Source organism: Streptococcus panodentis (assembly GCF_017884005.1).
GTDB lineage: Bacteria > Bacillota > Bacilli > Lactobacillales > Streptococcaceae > Streptococcus > Streptococcus panodentis.
The window spans coordinates 169,593-187,289 of the sequence record NZ_QFAY01000001.1 but is presented as its reverse complement, the minus strand read 5'-3'; the positions used below and the strand labels follow the sequence as shown (position 1 = coordinate 187,289).

The 17,697-nt window shown below is 47.8% G+C and carries 15 protein-coding genes; 5 read left to right on the top strand and 10 right to left on the bottom strand.

Annotation, left to right across the window (positions count from 1 at the left end; translation table 11 throughout):
• Positions 1–465: 465 nt before the first annotated feature.
• From DHL47_RS00795 to nox, 7 genes are all read right to left on the bottom strand, one after another.
• A complete protein-coding gene (locus tag DHL47_RS00795) occupies positions 466–654 on the bottom strand; it encodes a twin-arginine translocase TatA/TatE family subunit (protein ID WP_128837677.1) in 189 nt (62 codons plus the stop codon).
• The gene (gene tatC, locus DHL47_RS00790; RefSeq protein WP_209550556.1) at positions 654–1,370 is read right to left on the bottom strand and encodes a twin-arginine translocase subunit TatC; all 717 of its coding nucleotides are present in this window, start codon (positions 1,368–1,370) and stop codon (positions 654–656) included. The genes DHL47_RS00795 and tatC overlap by 1 nt, the downstream gene beginning before the upstream one ends.
• Complete coding sequence (locus DHL47_RS00785; protein ID WP_209550555.1) at positions 1,363–3,057, bottom strand: FTR1 family iron permease; 1,695 nt, start codon at positions 3,055–3,057, stop codon at positions 1,363–1,365. Before DHL47_RS00785 ends, tatC begins: the two co-directional genes overlap by 8 nt.
• Positions 3,035–4,243 carry an iron uptake transporter deferrochelatase/peroxidase subunit gene (gene efeB / locus DHL47_RS00780; protein ID WP_209550554.1) on the bottom strand — a complete coding sequence of 403 codons (1,209 nt, stop codon included), beginning with the start codon at positions 4,241–4,243 and terminating at the stop codon, positions 3,035–3,037. The genes DHL47_RS00785 and efeB overlap by 23 nt, the downstream gene beginning before the upstream one ends.
• 4 nt (positions 4,244–4,247) lie before the next feature.
• The gene (efeO, locus tag DHL47_RS00775; protein ID WP_209550553.1) at positions 4,248–5,120 is read right to left on the bottom strand and encodes an iron uptake system protein EfeO; all 873 of its coding nucleotides are present in this window, start codon (positions 5,118–5,120) and stop codon (positions 4,248–4,250) included.
• 119 nt (positions 5,121–5,239) lie between these two features.
• On the bottom strand, positions 5,240–6,796 hold the full coding sequence (locus DHL47_RS00770) for a ClC family H(+)/Cl(-) exchange transporter (RefSeq protein WP_209550552.1): 1,557 nt from the start codon (positions 6,794–6,796) through the stop codon (positions 5,240–5,242).
• A gap of 429 nt (positions 6,797–7,225) precedes the next feature.
• The gene (nox, locus tag DHL47_RS00765) at positions 7,226–8,602 is read right to left on the bottom strand and encodes a H2O-forming NADH oxidase (protein ID WP_209550551.1); all 1,377 of its coding nucleotides are present in this window, start codon (positions 8,600–8,602) and stop codon (positions 7,226–7,228) included.
• 418 nt (positions 8,603–9,020) lie between these two features.
• Here nox and DHL47_RS00760 point away from each other — a divergent pair, with 418 nt between their 5' ends.
• The 3 genes from DHL47_RS00760 to DHL47_RS00750 all read left to right on the top strand — a co-directional run bounded on the left by DHL47_RS00760 (position 9,021) and on the right by DHL47_RS00750 (position 11,919).
• Positions 9,021–9,956, top strand: a complete 936-nt coding sequence (locus DHL47_RS00760; RefSeq protein ID WP_209550550.1) for an FAD:protein FMN transferase — start codon at positions 9,021–9,023, stop codon at positions 9,954–9,956.
• An 80-nt stretch (positions 9,957–10,036) separates the two neighbouring features.
• Positions 10,037–10,645: an NADPH-dependent FMN reductase gene (locus DHL47_RS00755; protein WP_128837128.1), complete on the top strand. Its 609-nt coding sequence runs from the start codon at positions 10,037–10,039 to the stop codon at positions 10,643–10,645.
• A 23-nt stretch (positions 10,646–10,668) separates the two neighbouring features.
• Positions 10,669–11,919, top strand: a complete 1,251-nt coding sequence (locus DHL47_RS00750; protein WP_209550549.1) for an NAD(P)H-dependent oxidoreductase — start codon at positions 10,669–10,671, stop codon at positions 11,917–11,919.
• A gap of 315 nt (positions 11,920–12,234) precedes the next feature.
• Here DHL47_RS00750 and DHL47_RS00745 read toward each other — a convergent pair whose 3' ends face one another.
• The 3 genes from DHL47_RS00745 to brnQ all read right to left on the bottom strand — a co-directional run bounded on the left by DHL47_RS00745 (position 12,235) and on the right by brnQ (position 15,124).
• On the bottom strand, positions 12,235–12,822 hold the full coding sequence (locus DHL47_RS00745) for a TlpA family protein disulfide reductase (RefSeq protein ID WP_209550548.1): 588 nt from the start codon (positions 12,820–12,822) through the stop codon (positions 12,235–12,237).
• Between the two features lie 13 nt (positions 12,823–12,835).
• Positions 12,836–13,543, bottom strand: coding sequence for a thiol-disulfide oxidoreductase-associated membrane protein CcdA2 (ccdA2, locus tag DHL47_RS00740; RefSeq protein WP_209550547.1), 708 nt, complete (start codon positions 13,541–13,543; stop codon positions 12,836–12,838).
• 249 nt (positions 13,544–13,792) lie between these two features.
• Positions 13,793–15,124: a branched-chain amino acid transport system II carrier protein gene (gene brnQ / locus DHL47_RS00735; protein WP_209550546.1), complete on the bottom strand. Its 1,332-nt coding sequence runs from the start codon at positions 15,122–15,124 to the stop codon at positions 13,793–13,795.
• Between the two features lie 382 nt (positions 15,125–15,506).
• Between brnQ and DHL47_RS00730 the strand changes: the two genes are divergently transcribed.
• Both DHL47_RS00730 and DHL47_RS00725 read left to right on the top strand, forming a co-directional pair.
• Positions 15,507–16,508, top strand: coding sequence for a YdcF family protein (locus DHL47_RS00730; protein WP_209550545.1), 1,002 nt, complete (start codon positions 15,507–15,509; stop codon positions 16,506–16,508).
• A 32-nt stretch (positions 16,509–16,540) separates the two neighbouring features.
• Positions 16,541–17,695, top strand: coding sequence for a low temperature requirement protein A (locus DHL47_RS00725; RefSeq protein ID WP_209550544.1), 1,155 nt, complete (start codon positions 16,541–16,543; stop codon positions 17,693–17,695).
• The last annotated feature ends 2 nt before the right edge of the window (positions 17,696–17,697 follow it).

Sequence of the window (17,697 nt, the reverse complement as noted above, 5' to 3'; positions counted from 1 at the left end):
AAGATAATCATTGTGCCTGCCGTAGATAAAAGGATTGTCTAATTATCTTTCAAGATCAAAGCAAGACTGAAATACTTTTTATACGGTATCTTATCAAAGATACTCCCCTTTGTGGGTGAGGGCACAGCCATCATGGACGTCTGTCTCCCTCTCTTGCTGCCAGAAGCTTTTTCAGCTCCGCTCTGCTGCCGACAGGCTCGCAAAGAGAGGTCTGCATCTGACAGGGAGAGTCCGGTCCATAGATTTGATAGAGAGCCGGAGCGTGATTTTCAGGATTCAGCCTTTCAAAAACTGCGTCATTTCCGTTTTTTTCTCCGCAGGGCAGCTGGGCTGGAGCAAATCTGACAGGGGATTTTCGATAGCCTGATGACATTCATTAAAGAGCATCTCTTCTCCTTATCTTTGGGGAAGCGGCAGCAGAAAATGGCTTAGAAAGCAAAAAAACACGGTTGCCCGTGCTTCCATCTATTCCTTGTCTTCTTTATGACTGGACCGGTCAGCTTCTTCGGCATTGCTGACAGCTTTCTTAAACTCAGAAAACATCTTGCCGATTGACTGGCCCAGTTCAGGCAGGCGTTTCGGTCCGAAAATCAGCAAAGCACCCAGAACGATGATGATGATTCCCGGCAAGCCGATGTCTTTTAAAATTCCCATTAGCTTTTCCTCTTTCTTTTTCTTTTGTAAATAGCTCTGCTGAGCAGGAGGCTGACTTCATAGAGCAAAATCAGGGGGACCGTCATGGACAGGTCGCTGATAAAATCAGCCGGTGTCAAAATGACAGCCAATACCAGCAAGATGAAGTAGGCGTATCGTCTATATTTTACCAAAAATACAGGATTGAGCAAACCGATAGAGGTCAGAAAGGCCACCAGCACTGGCAGCTCAAAGAGACAGGCAATTGGAATGGCTGTGTGAAAGACAAAGCTCAGGTAGTTCTGAGCCGTCAGCTGCGTCTCAAAGAGTCCTTCACCCAAGGACAGCAAGACCTGCAAAAGAGCCGGCGTGACAAAGTAAAAGCCAAAGGCCAGCCCCAGTACAAAACAGAGAAAGGTGGCGGGGATGTAAACAAAGACAGCCTTGGCTTCCCGATCTTTCAGGGCCGGCCGGATAAATGCCCAAATCTGATAGACCAGAAAGGGCAGAGTCAGCGAAAAAGCAGCCAGGCTGGCCAGACTGACATAAATCCAGAGAATATCATCCGGTCCTAAAACCAGCAGCTTTTGCTCAAAATTGCTGGTCAGCCACTTGTAAATATCAGCCGAAAAGAGCAGGCTGATCAGAAAAACGCATATAAAACAAGCCAAAACGGCAATAAAGCGGCGCCGGAATTCCGTCAGATGCTCGATAACAGTCTGTTCTTTTCTATCCATGGCTTTTCTCATTGTTTTTGACTGTAACCCAGACAATCACCAGCAGAAAGGCAGCCTGACTGATGACTGCTTCCAGACTGGGGTAAATCCCAGCCCAATCAACAGTCGGAAAGCCATTCAGCAAGTGGCTGGGCAGGACATTGGTCAGCTGCAGGGCATGAATGCTGACACCCAGCATCTTAAAGGCCAAGGCATAGATCAGCCAGGTCAGCCAGAAAAAGATGCGGTGCGGCTGAAAGAGACTGGAGGCCTTGGTCATCAGAAAGGCGATGGCGATCAAGACCAGAACAGCCAGCCCAATCCCCAAGAGAAAATCTGTCATCTGAATCCGCGGCAGAATCCCAGCGTAAAAGAGAATGGTTTCCGCCCCTTCGCGGAAAACAGCCAAGAAGCTGAGGGCAAACATGGAAAGAAAGCTGCCAGTCGCCGTCACTGCCTTCATCTGGCTTTCCATAAAGTCATTCCATTTTTTGACAGAGGATTTGCTGTGCAGCCAGATACCGACGACAATCATCATGCCGACAGCGAAAATCCCCACGGCTCCTTCGATGATTTCCCGATTGGAGCCGGAGGCCACAGCCGGAAACAGACTCTGCAGCAGCACGGCGATGAGAGCACTGGCCACAACCCCTAAAGCTGCTCCGGAATAAACCCATTTCAGACCTTTTTTCATCTTAGAGGCCTTGAGGGTCGCCACCAGGGCCATGACAATGAGCAAGGCTTCTACTCCTTCCCGCAGCAGAATCAGCATTGCATCAAAGAAAGTGTAAGAAGCACTGGTATCGATTTGCGACAGCTCGCTGATCAGGCTCTGCAGCTGCTCCTGGTACTTCTTTTCACTGCCTTTCACCATGATGACCGGCGTCTGGCTCTCGACCTTGGTATAAAGAGAAGGATTTTTCGTGCTGACATCGCCCTCGATTGTCGGCCAGATGGTGATAAATTCCTTCATGATTGAGCCGGCTTTTTTGCTGTCTCCGCTTTGAAAATGGCTCAAGGCTTCTTCCAGCATCTTGATCCCGTCCTGCAGGGTCAGATTGCCGGACGTCTCAGCGACTTCCTCTCCTTTGACAAAGCGGTCAATAGCAGCCTTTAAGTCATCAAAGGAAGACTGGATCATATCAAAGTCCGTTGGCTCGGTTTCGATAGAACTGCGCAGAAAGGAAATGGCCGTTTCGACCTTGCCGTAATGGGCAGTGCTGCTGTCTCGCACCACACTCTCATTGGCTGTCCAGGCAGCGTTCATCTTCTTATAGGCCTGACGGGTTGCTTCCAAGTCCTTGCTGCTGATGGCCTCCTGCAGGGTTTGAAATTTAGGCTCCAGCCTGTCAACCAGCTTGCTTTTCTCCGCAGCCAAATCCACCGGATGCTGCTCCTTGTCAAATTTCAGGAGGGCAGCCGAGATTTGAGTCAGTCTTTCTTCTGTCACATCACCGGAAATATCCAGAGCCTTGCTGACTTCCTGACCAGCGGCTGAGTCATGGTTGGCCATCCCCTCAAATTCTGACTTGATTTCTGCCAGCAGCTGCTTGGCGCCGGCCTGATCCTGCTGCTGCACAGCAGTGGTCGCATCTGTGATTTTGATAAAAAGACCGCTGTAAGAGTCCTCTGCCAGAACTGGCTTGGCCATCAGCAGGAGGACAGCCAGCAAGAGCAGCAGACTGTTATTCAAATAATTTTTGACCAATGTATTCTCCTTTTTTCACTCCGCCGAAGCAAGCAAACAGACCGCTGCCGACATGGGTAACGTATTCATTCATCTTGTCCTGGGCACCGAGATTGGTCTGCACCTTGACAAAACTGTCCGGATCTTTTTGAAAAGAAATGAAGAGCAGACCGGTATCAAACTGCCCCGTCGTCTCATCAATGCCGTCCGAGTAAGAATAGGACCGGCGGTAAATCGGTTTGTCAACTTCCTTGGCCAGCCGCACGTGCGAATCTACAGGCAGCAAGTCCAAGTCCACCTCGTCAAATTCATCCTTCTTGCCAAAGGGAGCCCCGCTCTCCTTGTAACGGCCGAAGGTATTCTCCTGCTCCTGCAGATTGGTACGGTCCCAGGTCTCCAGAAACATCTGAATGCGGCGGACAGCCATATAAGAGCCGCCCTTCATCCAGTCCTTGCTGTCTGTCCAGATGACCCTGTCAAAGTCTTTTTCCTTGGTCACGTTGGCCGTGCCGTCCTTAAAGCCAAAGAGATTGCGCGGCGTAGCCATCCGGTCTCCGATCGCCGCAAAGCCGGACTGGCTCCATTTCATGCTAATGGCACTTCTGCCCTTGCGGACCAGATTGCGGACTGCATGAAAGGCTACCTGCTCATCATCTGCACAGGCTTGAATGACAATATCACCGCCGGTGTACTTCTCTTTCAGCTGTTCCTTAGGAAAAGGCGGCAAATCACGGAAGGCTTTGGGCCGCTTGTCCGACAGTCCCATTTTTTTCAAGAAAGAAGCAGAAACCCCAAAAGTCAGGGTCAGGCGGTAAGGGTTGAGGCCGACTGTCTCGCCGGTATCTGTCGGCGGCAGCAGAGCATTGGAGCCGTCTTTTTTGACTAATTCCCCGTCCACCAGCTTCTCGCTGTAAGCGGTCCAGTCCTTGAACATCTGGATAATCGCATCCCTGTCTGTCGTATGCAGATCCAGAATGACAAAGTAGATATTTTTTTGCATCGGTGTGGTGATACCGGCCTGATGCTCACCGTAGAAACTGATTTCCTCATCACCGTCAGCAAATTTCTTGTCTTCATTCGCCTGATTAGCGAAAAAAGCAGATGCACCGGAAACTCCTAGTGCTAAACCAGCGCCGCCGATGCCTGCTTTTTTAAGAAATTCACGACGATCCATTTTTTTATCAAACCATTTTTCGTCGTTTGCCATAAGATTACTTCCCGTCTAGGATCACACCCATTTGTGAAAGAGGTTCACCAAGCTTGGTCACGGCTTCTGCCAGCTCCTTGGTATCTTCCTTGCTTAAGTCTGTGTAGAGCTTATAATGCTCAGAATCTGTCATATGCTTGTCCAGAAGACTGTTGACATTTTTGAACTCTTCTTCCAAGGTTTTGACTAGTTTTTCGTCCTTGTCTTTTATCAGGGGCTTAAAGAGCTCAAAGATTTTTTCGGCCCCTTCGATATTGGCCCGGAAGTCATAGAGGTCCGTGTGGGAGAAGACTTCTTCTTCTCCGGTAATCTTGCTGGTCGCCACTTCATTGAGCAGGTCCACGGCCCCCGTCAGCATGATATCCGGTGTCACTTCGACCGTCGCAATCTTGGCTTTCAGCTCCTTGATGTCATCGACCAGCTGATCAGCATATTTTTCTGTGCCTTGGGTGGTATTTTGCTCCCACATGATTTTCTCAATGCGGTGGAAGCCTGACCAGCCTTCTTCCGTCTTATTTTCATCCACATAGTCGACCAGACGGTAGTCAATCTTCACATCGGATTCACCGAAGCTTTCAGCAATCGGCTCAGAACGCTCATAAGTCATACGAATGAGCGGATACACTTTCTTGGCCTCATCCAGCTTGCCTTCCTTGAGTGTATCGCGGAATTTTTCCGTATCTGTCAGCAGCTGATCAATTTGCCCCTGCACAAAGGTCTTGTAGTCAGCAGTCGCCTTGTCTAAATCTTTCTGATTGACAGCAACCTTGCTGGAAGAAGCTTGACTGCTCGCGTCTGTACTGTTTGAAGAGTTGTTGGCAGCACAGCCAGTCAGTAAAACGGCCGTTGAAAACAGGATAATGCCCAGTTTTTTCATGATGACTCCTTTGATTGCCTCGAAAAGAGGTTATTTCCAGTAAATTATACCAGTTTTTCTCTCATATTTCAAGGAATTGTCAGATAATTTTAATAGTATAACAACTTTATCATACTAGGCTACAGCAACTCTTCTTTCACTCTGCCAATCTCCGCCTTTTTCAGCACCAGATAGATGGTATCTCCCAGATAGAGGCGCGTGCTGCCGTTGACGGTCTGAGTCTTCCCCTTGTGGACATTCATGGTGATCAAGACTCCATCAGGCAGGTCCAGCTCATGCACCTGCCGGCCGGCAATCTTTTCTGAAACAGGAATCTCAATCAAGGTAGTGTCCCCTGTATCCTCGACGCTGTCTGGCAGCATTTTTTCCAGCATAGCCTCATAGACCGGCGCTCCCTTGAGCAGATCCATGACGATATAGGCCGTCAGCGTGACCAGTCCCAGCGGCATGAGGTTGCGGATGTCACCGACCATCTCTGTCACCAGAATCATGGCGGTCAGCGGAGCTTTAGAGATAGCGCCAAAATAGCCGCTCATTCCCAAGATGACGAAAATAGGAAACTGCTCCTGAGAAATCAAGCCCAGCTGCAGGCAGACCGCTCCCATTGCCCCGCCCAAGAGGGAACCCAAGGCTAAAATCGGCAGGAAAATCCCGCCCGGCAGTCCGCTTCCGTAGCTCAGCATGCTCCAGACAAAGCGCAGAGCAAAAAACAAGAGCAAGGTCCCTAGCGTATAGTGACTGGCAGTCAGTGACAGAATCAGCTGATTGCCCCCGCCCAGCAAGTGTGGCAGGAAAAAGCCGATGGGAAGAATCAGGACAAAGGCAAACACTGGATAATAGGTCTCTGAAATCCCAAACAGACGGCCTAAAAATTGATACAGCAGCTGGATATTTAAAATGACCTTCTCATACAGATAGCCAGCCAGCCCTAGTAATAGGCCCATGACTAGGTAAATCCAATACTGTCCCAGCCCCATGGTCGGAATATTATCCGGCATATCCAGCACCGGCGTCAGCCCAAACATAGAAAGCGAGACAAAGTTAGCCACTAGACTGGCTGCCAGAGTAGAGACCCAGAAAAAACGGGAGAAATGATGATAAACTTCCTCCACGACAAATAACAGTCCCGCGATGGGAGCATTAAAGGCCGCAGCCAAACCTGCTGCCGCTCCGCTAGCGATGAGCGCCCGCTCCTCCACAGGACTCAGCCGCAGATAGTTAGAGATTCCTTTTCCGCTCATGGCTCCCAGCTGAATACTTGGCCCTTCCCGTCCCAGCATGAGCCCGCTGGAAATGGCTAAGATTCCCAAGACAAACTTCTTCCAGAGAATGCTCCGCCAAGAAAGCGACATCAGCCCCTTCAGCTCCGCTTCGACCTGAGGAATCCCTGAACCCTTGATGTTTTTCTCCGACCTCGTCCAGCTGGCATGGAGCCAAACGATGATGCCATACAGCACCAATAGGGCCAGCAGCCACAGCAAGGACTGCTGACTTTTCTGATAAACTCCCTGTATTAGATGAAAGGCTTTTTCGATCAAAAAGCGGAAAATACCCACGACCAAGCCCGCAAAAACCCCAACTAAAATCCCGCGCAAAACCTGCGACAGGATAGAGTGGGAAGTAAAATGAAATTCTTTCTTGATCTCCTCCGCCTGGGGAATAGAACCTCTTGCCATTCTGAATCTCCTCGTCTTGACTTTACTACCATTCTAGCACAAAAATGCCCTCATAAACAGCTGCCTGCTAAATTTTATACTCCAATGAAAATCAACTAGCAAATGAGGCAGTGAGCTGCCCATCCTGTCACGGGAAATTCTGCAGAACTTTTTCTGACTCCAGCATTGATTTAGCAGTATTGCAAATAATCGTTTCAATACTGCTGCTATCGGAGCTGACCTGATTTGAAGAGGAGTGTTATAGTCTTTTAGTTTGCTTTTAGTACGAGGCAGCGAGCCGCAGACAATACTGGCGTACGGCAAAGCGAGCTAACAAAGTAATAAAAGATAAACTAAAGGACGATACCATCTCTTTTCAGACCAGATGATTCATTCTCCGCTCTGCCAGCCAGCAAAAAAAGTCCAGAACTTTCGTTCCAGACTTCATTTTTATTTAGCTTTTAAAGCGGCTTGTGTGATGTAGTTGTATGGTTTGTTAAAGTGCGGCAGGAAGAAGAGATCCAGAAGGGCCAATTTATCAATAGTCACTTTCTCCTGAATCGCTAAGGAGAACATGTGAATGCCCATGGACATGTCTTCTCTTGATACCATCTGAGCCCCAAGAACAACGCGCGTGTCCTTATCGTAGACAATCTTAATTGTTACATCATGATGCTCAACTTTTTCAAGGAAGGTTGGTTTTTGAGTGTCTTTAAACTCAACGACCGCTGGACTGTAGCCAAAGCGTTTGGCTTTTTCTTCGGTCAGACCGGTTGAGACCATCTTCAGGCCAAAGATTTCAATACCGTTAGAGCCTTGCACACCGTTGGACTCCAGCTCATGGCCGCAGGCATTGTGAGCCGCCACGATACCAGAGCGCAGCGCATTGGAAGCCAGCGCGATATAGTTGGTGTCATTGATGGAGTTGTCATAGACAGTTGCACAGTCACCGATAGCATAGACATCTTTGACGCTTGTTTCCTGCTTTTTGTCGACCAAGAAAGCACCGTTGCGGAAAGTTTCCAGCTTGCCGGCACCGAGGGCTGTATTGGGACGGAAACCGACTGCCAGAACGACCATATCTACATCATAGCTGGCTTTATCTGTCACGATACGCTCCACCTTGCTGTCGCCTTCAATAGCTTTGACAGTCTGACCAAAAGCCAACTCAACACCATTGTCTTCCAGATTTTGGCGCATCATATCAGACAGCTCAGGGTCATAGTAGCCAGCCAGACAGGTATCAACAACGTCGATCAGGATGACTTCCTTGCCCAGACGCTTGAAGGCTTCAGCCAGCTCAACACCGATATAGCCCGCGCCTACTACTGCTACACGATTGATATTTTTGCTCTTATCCTGCAGTTTTTCAATCACATCGGCAGCATTTTGGTATAATTTCACGAACTGGAGATTTTCCAGCGTTGATTTAAACTCACGGCTGTTTGGATCCAGCTCAGCTCCTTCGATGGGAGGCAGAATCGGCTGTGAACCGGTCGCCAAGATGAGCTTGTCATAAGACTCTACATGCTCCTTGCCATCTACCAAAGCTGTGACAGTCTTAGCATCATAGTCAATGGACTCAACCGGTGCATTCATATAAACCTTAGCGCCCTTGGACTCGAAAGTTTCCTTATCTGCATAGAAAAGTCCGTCTGGCTTGCTGATCTGCTGACCAATCCAGAGAGCCATGCCGCATGCCAAAAATGAAATATTTGAATTTTGGTCAAAAATAACCACTTCATTTTCTGTACCATAGTTGTCCAACATCGTATTAATACACGCTGTACCTGCGTGGTTTGCACCAACTACAACGATTTTACTCATAAATAGTCCTACCTTAATTTTAAAATTTTACTAGAACATTATAACAGACGCTGTGAGCGTTTACAAGTTATTTGCTCACGATGCATCTCAAAGGATAAAGCCGCTTCTGCCGCTCAATAATGCTTATTGGCAGGCGTCTTGTGCTACTGATGGAAGTTTTCTGAAAATTTAATAAAATTAAGATTGTGAAAACGTTGTCTTTTTGTTATAATAAGTAAAGATAAGTAATATTCAATGAAAATTATCGGCAAATCAGAAAGAGGCTGAGACAAAAGTCCTTCAGTTTCCTTTGTTGCAGGTTATTGAAGCAGCGGATACCCTATCCGTCAGGATAAGCCGTTTAGTCCGATAGACTGTTGAAGCTGATAGGGTTGAAGCGATTTTCAAAGAGTATAAAAAATAGAAAGGTCGTGATAGTGTGGACTTTGCTTCTCGCTCAGTTCAGCTGATGGGAAGCGCCATCTCTGTTTCCCTTCTGCACGAGCAGGCGGAGACTCTGTTAGATGAAACAGTCCGGCTGCTTCACCTCTATAAGCATCGTTTCAGTGCCAATGATGACGATTCTGAGCTGATGATGATCAATCACATGGCCGGCATCGAAAGGGTTCCGGTTCATCCCGAGCTCTTTGAGCTGATTGAGATTGGAAAAAAGCACAGTCTTGCAGCAAAAAGCCATTTGAACATCACCATCGGACCGCTTGTCCAGACTTGGCGTATCGGCTTTTCCGATGCCCGTCTGCCCAGCTCCTATGAAATCAGCCAGGCCCTGGCTTTGACTGACCCTGACTTGATTGATTTAGACCCAGAAAGTCACAGCGTTTTTCTGGCCGAAAAAGGCATGAAAATTGATTTAGGTGCCTTGGCTAAAGGTTATATCGCTGACAGGATTAAGGATTACCTGCAGGCACAGGGAGTTACTTCTGCTCTAATCAATCTGGGCGGTAATGTCCTGACACTTGGGGAAAACGAAGTCACTCAGCGTCCTTGGCGGATTGGGATTCAAAACCCCAAATTGCCGCGAGGAAAGCACTCGGCTATTCTGACAGTTACTGATCAGTCTGTGGTCACATCAGGGATTTATGAGCGGACTCTGCAGACTGAGGGAAAAAGCTATCATCATATCCTGGACAGAGAGACAGGCTATCCCGTTGACAGCCCGCTGGCCAGCATTACCATCTTATCCGACAAGTCAGTAGACGGTGAGATCTGGACGACCCGGCTCTTTGGTGAAGCTCCTGCTTCGATTCTGGCTCAGATCGAGGCGCAGGAAGGCATCGAAGCGCTGATCATCACTCAGGATGACCGCATCTTTTGCAGTTCAGGAGTGCTGCCGCACCTGACAGTCGCTTCCTGATACTCAGGATTTTGCCCTGTTCTCATTTTTTAAAACAACTTGCAGCTTATCTTTATATCTTCATTCAGAAAGGACATTTCATGTTAAAACTTATAGCGATTGTTGGAACAAATTCCCAACGTTCTACAAACCGTCAACTTCTTCAGTATATGCAAAAGCATTTTGCGGACAAGGCCGAGATTGAATTGGTCGAAATCAAGGATATACCTGTCTTCAACAAGCCGGCTGACAAGCATGTGCCGGAATTGGTGTCTGAAATTGCCGAAAAAATCGATGCCGCTGACGGTGTCATCATCGGCACTCCCGAATACGACCACTCTATTCCGGCCGTTCTGATGAGCGCGCTCGCCTGGCTTTCCTACGGTATCTATCCGCTGCTCAATAAGCCAGTGATGATTACCGGTGCTTCTTACGGTACCCTCGGTTCTTCCCGTGCCCAGCTTCAGCTCCGTCAAATCCTTAATTCACCTGAGCTGAAGGCCAATGTGATGCCTGGTTCCGAATTCCTGCTTTCTCACTCTCTGCAGGCATTTGACAAGGAAGGCAGCCTGATTGACCTTGATTCCATCGAAAAGCTGGACGCTATTTTTGATGATTTCCGCCTCTTTGTGAAAATCACCCAAAAACTGAGAAGTGCCCAAGCTCTGCTTCATAAAGAAGCTGAGAACTTCGACTGGGAAAATCTGTAAGAATTAGTTAAAGGAGAAATAACATGAAATTTGTAGGACTTGTCGGATCCAACTACGATCAATCATACAACCGCAAGCTGCTGGAGTTCATCAGACGGCATTTTAAGATTAAATTTGAGCTGGAAGTTCTGGAAATTGATGAAGTTCCCATGTTCAACCAAGATGAAAAATGGGACGAATCTTTCCAGCTGCGCCTGCTCTACAATAAGATTACCCGTGCTGACGGCGTCATTATTGCCACGCCGGAGCACAACCACACGATTACGGCCTCTCTCAAGAGCGTTCTTGAGTGGCTTTCCTATGAGGTGCATCCTTTTGAAAACAAGCCGGTCATGATTGTCGGTGCTTCCTACTATGATCAAGGGACCTCTCGGGCCCAAGTTCACCTGCGGAAAATCCTGGATGCGCCGGGTGTCAATGCCTACACCCTGCCGGGCAATGAATTTCTGCTTGGAAAGGCCAAGGAAGCCTTTGACGACCAAGGCAACATCACAAACGAAGGAACCGTGAATTTCCTCGAAACCTGCTTAGATAACTTTATAAAATATGTAGAGGTTGTTTCCAAATTGAAAAAACCAAAACCAATCGAACCAGAAGATCTGGACTGCAAAGGGGCTATCGCTACAACTGTCAGCCAAGTCGATCCAGATGACCCTGAATGGGTCGAAAAAGTCGCTGCTATTACAGGGGCTGTCTCCGGAGATACCTATGTCAAGCTGGACCATGGTATTCTGACGGTCAATCAGATCGATATGTTCCTCAAGGCCATGCCTTTTGAGCTGACCTATGCGGATGATAATAACCAATTCCTTTATTACAATAATGCCCATCAGGATCCAGACACCATGTTTGCCAAACGCGTTCCGCCTCAGTCAGGCAGCCGCATGTCCACAGTCCACAATTCCCTGCCGCCTGCACGGATGAAAAATGTGGAGTGGGTCATCGGAACACTGCGCAATGGTAATCAGGAATACGTCCGGACGATTGTGCCGGGCTCGCCTGAAGGTGTCATCAATACCCATAATTATCAGGCTATGTACTATCCTGACGGCTCTTATGCCGGTATCAATGAAATCGTCTTCAACTTCCAGCCTTGGCTGGACTGGTACCTAGAGACAACCGGTCAGCGCTTAGTCGGAGGCAGCGGTCCTTTTGCTCCTGCCGGCGGCGGGCACGGCTCTGCTGACGCTACTTCTGGTGCTTCCGATGCCGGAGGAGGAGACGGAGGACACGGCGGTGCTGCTGCCGATGCCACATCTGGAGCCAGCGCTTAAATCAAAAAAGAATGGATTCGCAAGGAGTCCATTCTTTTTTGATTCAGTTCACTCCCAGCTTGTGAGAGGTAGGGGATAAAACAAACGCAGTTTGTGACAAAACAGTCTGGGAGACTGTTGAGGCGACAGATGAAGAAAACGGATTTTTCGTCAAAGGAACTTTTGGGAGTTGGAAAGATGTACAGTCTTGACACATTCTGTCTACTCCTGACTAGTCTGCTGATGCTTTTCATTGAGTATAAGTTTTTTTATCAAAATAAAGCGAGACTGAAACAGGTTTGTCCCAGCCTCGTCATCTTTGATTTTCTGTGCCTATTATTTCATTTCTTGAAAGGCGGCTTCTGCATCTGCGTTGCTGATGACGCCCAGCTGGATTTTCCCAATCTTTCCCTGACTGTCAATCAGCACTTCGGTCGGTATACTTCGGATTTGATAGGCTTGAAAGGCAGCTGCCTGCGTATCAAATAAGACAGGCACATATTTATAACCCTGCTCCGCAAACCATTTAGGGAATTCTTCCGTTGATTTTTCTCCTTGAAACTCAGGTGCAACAATACTCAAGATTTCAAAATCCCGGTCCGTTCTGGCAGCCAATTCTTCCAGTTCCGGCATACTTTTGCGGCAGGGCGGACACCATGAAGCCCAGAATTTCAGATAGACCTTCTTGCCCCTGTAGTCAGATAATTTGACTGTTTTTCCGTCCATTGACTGAAGGGTAAAGTCCGGCGCCTCCTCTCCGACAGCAATCGGGCTGAAAGTGCTTTGTGCAGGACTGCTGCTGGATTGGCTGTTTTGACTATTTTGGCTGCTGCCGCTGCTATCGCCGTTGCCCGCCTGTTCGGAACAGGCAGCCAGACTGACAGCTGCCAGCAAAACAGTTAAAAGTCCTATTGTTTTTTTCATGTTAGCCTCCTTTTTATCCAAAAATTCCTGACAGGGCATTAAACTGTCCCAGTATGAGTAAGATTCCCATTAAAATAATCATCGCTCCGCCTATTTTTTTCAGTAAGCCCATGTAGGGTTTGATCTTGGCAAAATAGCGCATGACCAAGCTGGAAGCCAAAGCTAAAAGCAGAAATGGCAGAGCCATGCCTAATGTATAGACCATCGTCAGCAGCGCTCCCTGAACGGCTCCATTTCCGCCTGAAGCCGCCAGTGCCAGCACAGAACTTAAGACCGGCCCAATACAGGGTGTCCAGCCAAAGCTGAAGGTCAGCCCCAACAGAAAGGCAGAAAGAAAGTCATTGCGCTTGCCGCTTTTTTTAAAGGCGATGTTTTTTTGTACCTGCAGCTGCTTAATATTGATGAGCTCCATCTGATGGATTCCCAGTAAAATAATGACCGCTCCCATAGCGTAGCGAAACGTGACATCATATATCATGCTGCCTAAAAAGCCAGCGCCAAATCCTAGAACAAAGAATACTGCCGAGATACCGACAATAAAGCAGAGCGTCTTGACCAAACCATACCAAGCAAAATCCCTGCCAGCAATCTTAACGGTTTTTGGCTCATCTGTATCCAGCAAAACACCTATATAGACAGGGAGAAGCGGAAAGATACAGGGAGAGAAAAAGGACAAGATTCCAGCTAAAAAGACTGAAATGAAGAACAAACCAGATTCCATGATACCCCCTTTTTAAATCAGGTTGAAAATTCCTTCTATCTATTTATAAACCTATTATAAAAAATTTTTGATGATTTTTCACCATTCTGCTATGAAATAATCCCCTTTTATTGTAAAATCTTTCATACTCTTTCTAATCTACCCCCCAAAAACATTTCAGCCCGAATCCCAAAAATTCGAACGCAAGGCAGAGAGGCAGCAGATAAAGAGTCTGACCGAGAATTTTCCTGTAAAGAGATTGGAAGCGGACTAGAGATCTTCCATTTCAAAACTGTCGCTCTTCTGCTTGCCCGGCAGGAAAAGTGAAAGGACAATCCCTAAGACAGCCGGCAGGAGCCAAGGCAGGGAGGCCTGAGCGAAAGGCAGAGCATCAACTGCATCCATCACCATTTTCAGATGAAACTGCCTGCCTAAAATACTGGCAAAAGCAATCAAGGCCACTGCTGCAAGGGTCAGCTGCATCCCCAGTTTAGACAAAGGCAGAAATTTATTAACCATGACAATGACTACGATGGCAATGGTCATCGGGTAAAGGATCTGCAGGACCGGAAGAGAGTATTGGATAATAGCACTGAGGCCAAGATTGGCCACAGCAAAGCCAATCAGGGTGAAAACTGTCGCATAGGCTCTGTAGGAAATATTGGGAAAGGTCTTATTGAAAAATTCTGCAGTGGAAACAATGAGGCCGGCCGTCGTCGTAAAACAGGTCACTGTCACCATGACCGCCAGAAAAATCTGCGCTGTCGGTCCGAAAATTGCCTGTGTTGCCTGCGAAAGCACATAAACGCCCGGATTGCCCTTTGCCATAACTTCTGCCGGCACTGGGAAATGATTGCCCAAAAAACCAAGACCGATATACATAGCACTGAAGCCCAGAGCAACCATGAGGCCAACCACCCAAATGGTAGAGACATATTCCTTTTTGTTGGCAAATCCCAGCTGCTTGAGGGTAGCTACAGCAATGACACTGAAGGCAACCGAAGCCAGGGCATCCAGTGTATTGTAGCCTTCCAGAAAGCCCTGTCCGAAGGCTGAGGCAGCATAGGCCTCTGATGCCTGCTGCGGCGCTGCAGAACCATACTTCAAAGCTCCCAATAGAACCAACAGAATGATTAAAAGCGCAAAGATGGGTGTCAGAATCCTGCCGATTCGGTCCAAAATCTTTGAGGGATTGAGCGAAATGAAGTAAGCCGCTGCAAAATACAGCACAGTAAAAGCTAAGAGACCGACAGCAGTCAGACCTGCGGGCAGTATTGGGGCAATCCCTACCTCATAAGCTGTAGTTGCTGTACGCGGAATAGCAAAGAAAGGCCCGATAGACAGGTATAAGGCCAGCAGATAGACTATGGCAAACCAGGGAGCAATCTTCTGTGAAATCTCCTGCCGGTATCCCTTAGGATTGAGTGTTCCGATAATCAAGGTCAGGACCGCAAGGCCAACCCCTGACAGAACAAATCCCGCAATAGCCGGCCAAAAATGCTGACCGGATAAAACTCCCAATGCCGGCGGAAAAATCAAATTTCCCGCACCAAAAAATATTCCAAACAGTAAAAGGCCGGTTAAGGCGCCTTTTTTGACCATACTAATCTCCTCGCTAATGATTTCATCTTTCGATTTTCAATGACTGTCATATAAAAATCGTCTGCAGACGACGGTGCTTTACCATTATATACGGAAATAGCTGCTGCTGCAAGACTTTTATCTCCTTTGAAACTTGGTGGAGGAAAAGCAGAGTTTTGCGAATTAAATCAAACGAAATGCATAAAAATAAAGTGCCATCTGCTGCTTATCCACAGAAAACAACTCTATTTTTACTGATTTATCCTCCAAATACCGTAATTTGTTTTAAATCGAACTTGTCCGTATCTTCCCTGGCTCTTTCTCGAAAAAGCGCTTTGTGGTATACTGAGAGAAGATTGTTTTCAAAATCAAACTCAGCCCAATGCTGTGCGAAAGGATAGCTATGTTTCTGCATTTATTCTGGCTGTTGCCAGCCCTGCTGTTTTTGCTGCTCTTCTACTTGGAACCCCGCCGGCTCTTTAACGCCTACCTGCTCAGCTTCAGCCTGCTGGCCTTTTTGCTGATAAGCTCAGGCTTTCTTATCGTCGGCCTCCGCCATCTGGGAGAGGCTTCTACCCTGACCGCCATCGCACTTATTGCTCTGCTGATTCCGGTCTGTGTCATCCTATCCTCTGTCTACCTGATATTCAACGGCCGTCAGATGATTACCCGCGAAGGGCGGCGCTTGGCCAACCTCCTCTCGCTGCTCTATGGCCTGACCATCCTCTTTTATCTTGCCAGCTTCTTTCTGCCTCGTGCGCCCATCCTCAATAACCTGCTGATGCTGGCCAATATCCTGCTGCTTTATGGGACGGGCCTCTATCTTTCCTATATTCTCTACGGCTTTTTCTGCAATCTCTTTCCGATTCAGCAGGAGCCTGACTATATCATCGTTCTAGGCTCGGGCTTGATCGGCGATGAGGTGCCTCCGCTTTTGGCCCAGCGTTTGGACAAAGGCAGAGCAGTGTATGAGCAATTCGGGCAGCGGCCCAAGCTGCTCCTGTCTGGCGGCAAGGGATCAGATGAACTGCTTTCTGAAGCTGAAGCGATGGCCAGATACCTGACAGCTGCCGGCTTTCCAGAGCAAGATCTGATACTTGAAAACAAATCCACTACCACTTTTGAAAATCTAATCTTTTCCAAAAAAATCCTGGATGACCGAACCAAGAAACCTTACTCCTGTCTGGTCATTACCAACTCTTTCCATGCCCTGCGTGCTGGAGTTTACATGCGCAAGGTCGGCCTCAGAGGCCGCAGCCTCGGTTCTAAAACAGCCTTTTATTACCTGCCCAGCGCCTGGATTCGGGAAACAGCCGGACTCATGCATATTTACTGGAAATGGCATGTCCTTATCCTAGCCGGCTTCTTGCTCATCTGGACACTGAGACTGCTTGCCGGCAGATAAAGCTTTGAAATCTATCTTTGAAGGAGCCAATGATGTCAAAAATTATTGCAAAACGCGTATCCAACTATGAACTCTTTTTTGATCTGGCCTTTGTTCTTGCTATCAGCCAGCTGACTGCAGCCATTCATGTCGACCATGTCGGCTGGGAGCAGGTCCTGTCTTTCATCGCCACGAACACGGTCATGCTCAGCATCTGGAACAACGAAGCCTATTATTATAACCGATATGGAGATTCCCGAGCCGCAGACATCTATACGGTGATTCTGCTCATGCTGTGGGTCGGAAACCTTGCTTTAAGCTTCACCTTTGATGTCAAGATTTTCCAGCAGGATTCGTCTCCAGTTATCGCTTTTAACACTTTTTTGATTCTTTCTTACCTGACCATTGCCCTGCAGTATTACTTCAAAGGCCGCAAGCTTGGATTTAGCAAGGATATCAAATTGCGCATCGGACTGCTCAGTTTCTATTCTCTTCTTCTCCTGCCTATTGCGACAGGGATTCTGCCCTTCTCCCTCTACCTGCTGCCCCTTTACTTTCTCCCTCTCTTTCAGCCTCTTTTTCTCAGAAACTACTTGATTTGCAATTCCTTTAACTTTCCACATGCCTTGGAGCGCAATCAGCTCTTGACCATCATTACCTTTGGAGAATCTGTCATTGCAGCCATCCGTACCTACCCTCTGGCCCAGCGTCCCTTTGAGGGTGTGGCTCTTTTTCTGGGAATCGGCTTTCTCTTTGCTTTTTATATCGTGCAGACCTTTATCAATATCAATCATCATCAAAAAGCTTCACCGGTTGTTCTCTACTATGCCCATATCGTGATTATCATCAGCTTGATGTTTTTCACAGTGGGAATTGAATTTCTGGCCAATGAGCATCACCATGATTTAGGCCTTGCTTTCTTCATCTTTTCCATCCTGGCTTTCTTTGCCGGGACCCTTTCCACCTCTTACTACAATCACGAACTTTACCGCCTTGATAAAACCGTCCTAATCCAGTATGCAGCTATCCTGCTCCTAGGAACACTGAGTTTTTATTTACTGAGCCAAAGCATCATGCTGCTAGGCTTGGCCTTGGTCGCTATGAGCTTCCTGATGCAGCGGACCAGCATGCGCTACCGCCGCCTGATGCGCGAGCGCCATCGCATTCCCCATCCTGATCCAACTCAGAATCTTCGCGATTTTTCATAATA

Coding starts and splice junctions, on each gene's coding strand:
- DHL47_RS00795 (WP_128837677.1), bottom strand. CDS start 654: ATGGGAATTTTAAAAGACATCGGCTTGCCGGGAATCATCATCATCGTT.
- tatC (WP_209550556.1), bottom strand. CDS start 1,370: ATGGATAGAAAAGAACAGACTGTTATCGAGCATCTGACGGAATTCCGG.
- efeB (WP_209550554.1), bottom strand. CDS start 4,243: ATGGCAAACGACGAAAAATGGTTTGATAAAAAAATGGATCGTCGTGAA.
- efeO (WP_209550553.1), bottom strand. CDS start 5,120: ATGAAAAAACTGGGCATTATCCTGTTTTCAACGGCCGTTTTACTGACT.
- DHL47_RS00770 (WP_209550552.1), bottom strand. CDS start 6,796: ATGGCAAGAGGTTCTATTCCCCAGGCGGAGGAGATCAAGAAAGAATTT.
- nox (WP_209550551.1), bottom strand. CDS start 8,602: ATGAGTAAAATCGTTGTAGTTGGTGCAAACCACGCAGGTACAGCGTGT.
- DHL47_RS00755 (WP_128837128.1), top strand. CDS start 10,037: ATGTTAAAACTTATAGCGATTGTTGGAACAAATTCCCAACGTTCTACA.
- DHL47_RS00750 (WP_209550549.1), top strand. CDS start 10,669: ATGAAATTTGTAGGACTTGTCGGATCCAACTACGATCAATCATACAAC.
- DHL47_RS00745 (WP_209550548.1), bottom strand. CDS start 12,822: ATGAAAAAAACAATAGGACTTTTAACTGTTTTGCTGGCAGCTGTCAGT.
- ccdA2 (WP_209550547.1), bottom strand. CDS start 13,543: ATGGAATCTGGTTTGTTCTTCATTTCAGTCTTTTTAGCTGGAATCTTG.
- brnQ (WP_209550546.1), bottom strand. CDS start 15,124: ATGGTCAAAAAAGGCGCCTTAACCGGCCTTTTACTGTTTGGAATATTT.
- DHL47_RS00730 (WP_209550545.1), top strand. CDS start 15,507: ATGTTTCTGCATTTATTCTGGCTGTTGCCAGCCCTGCTGTTTTTGCTG.
- DHL47_RS00725 (WP_209550544.1), top strand. CDS start 16,541: ATGTCAAAAATTATTGCAAAACGCGTATCCAACTATGAACTCTTTTTT.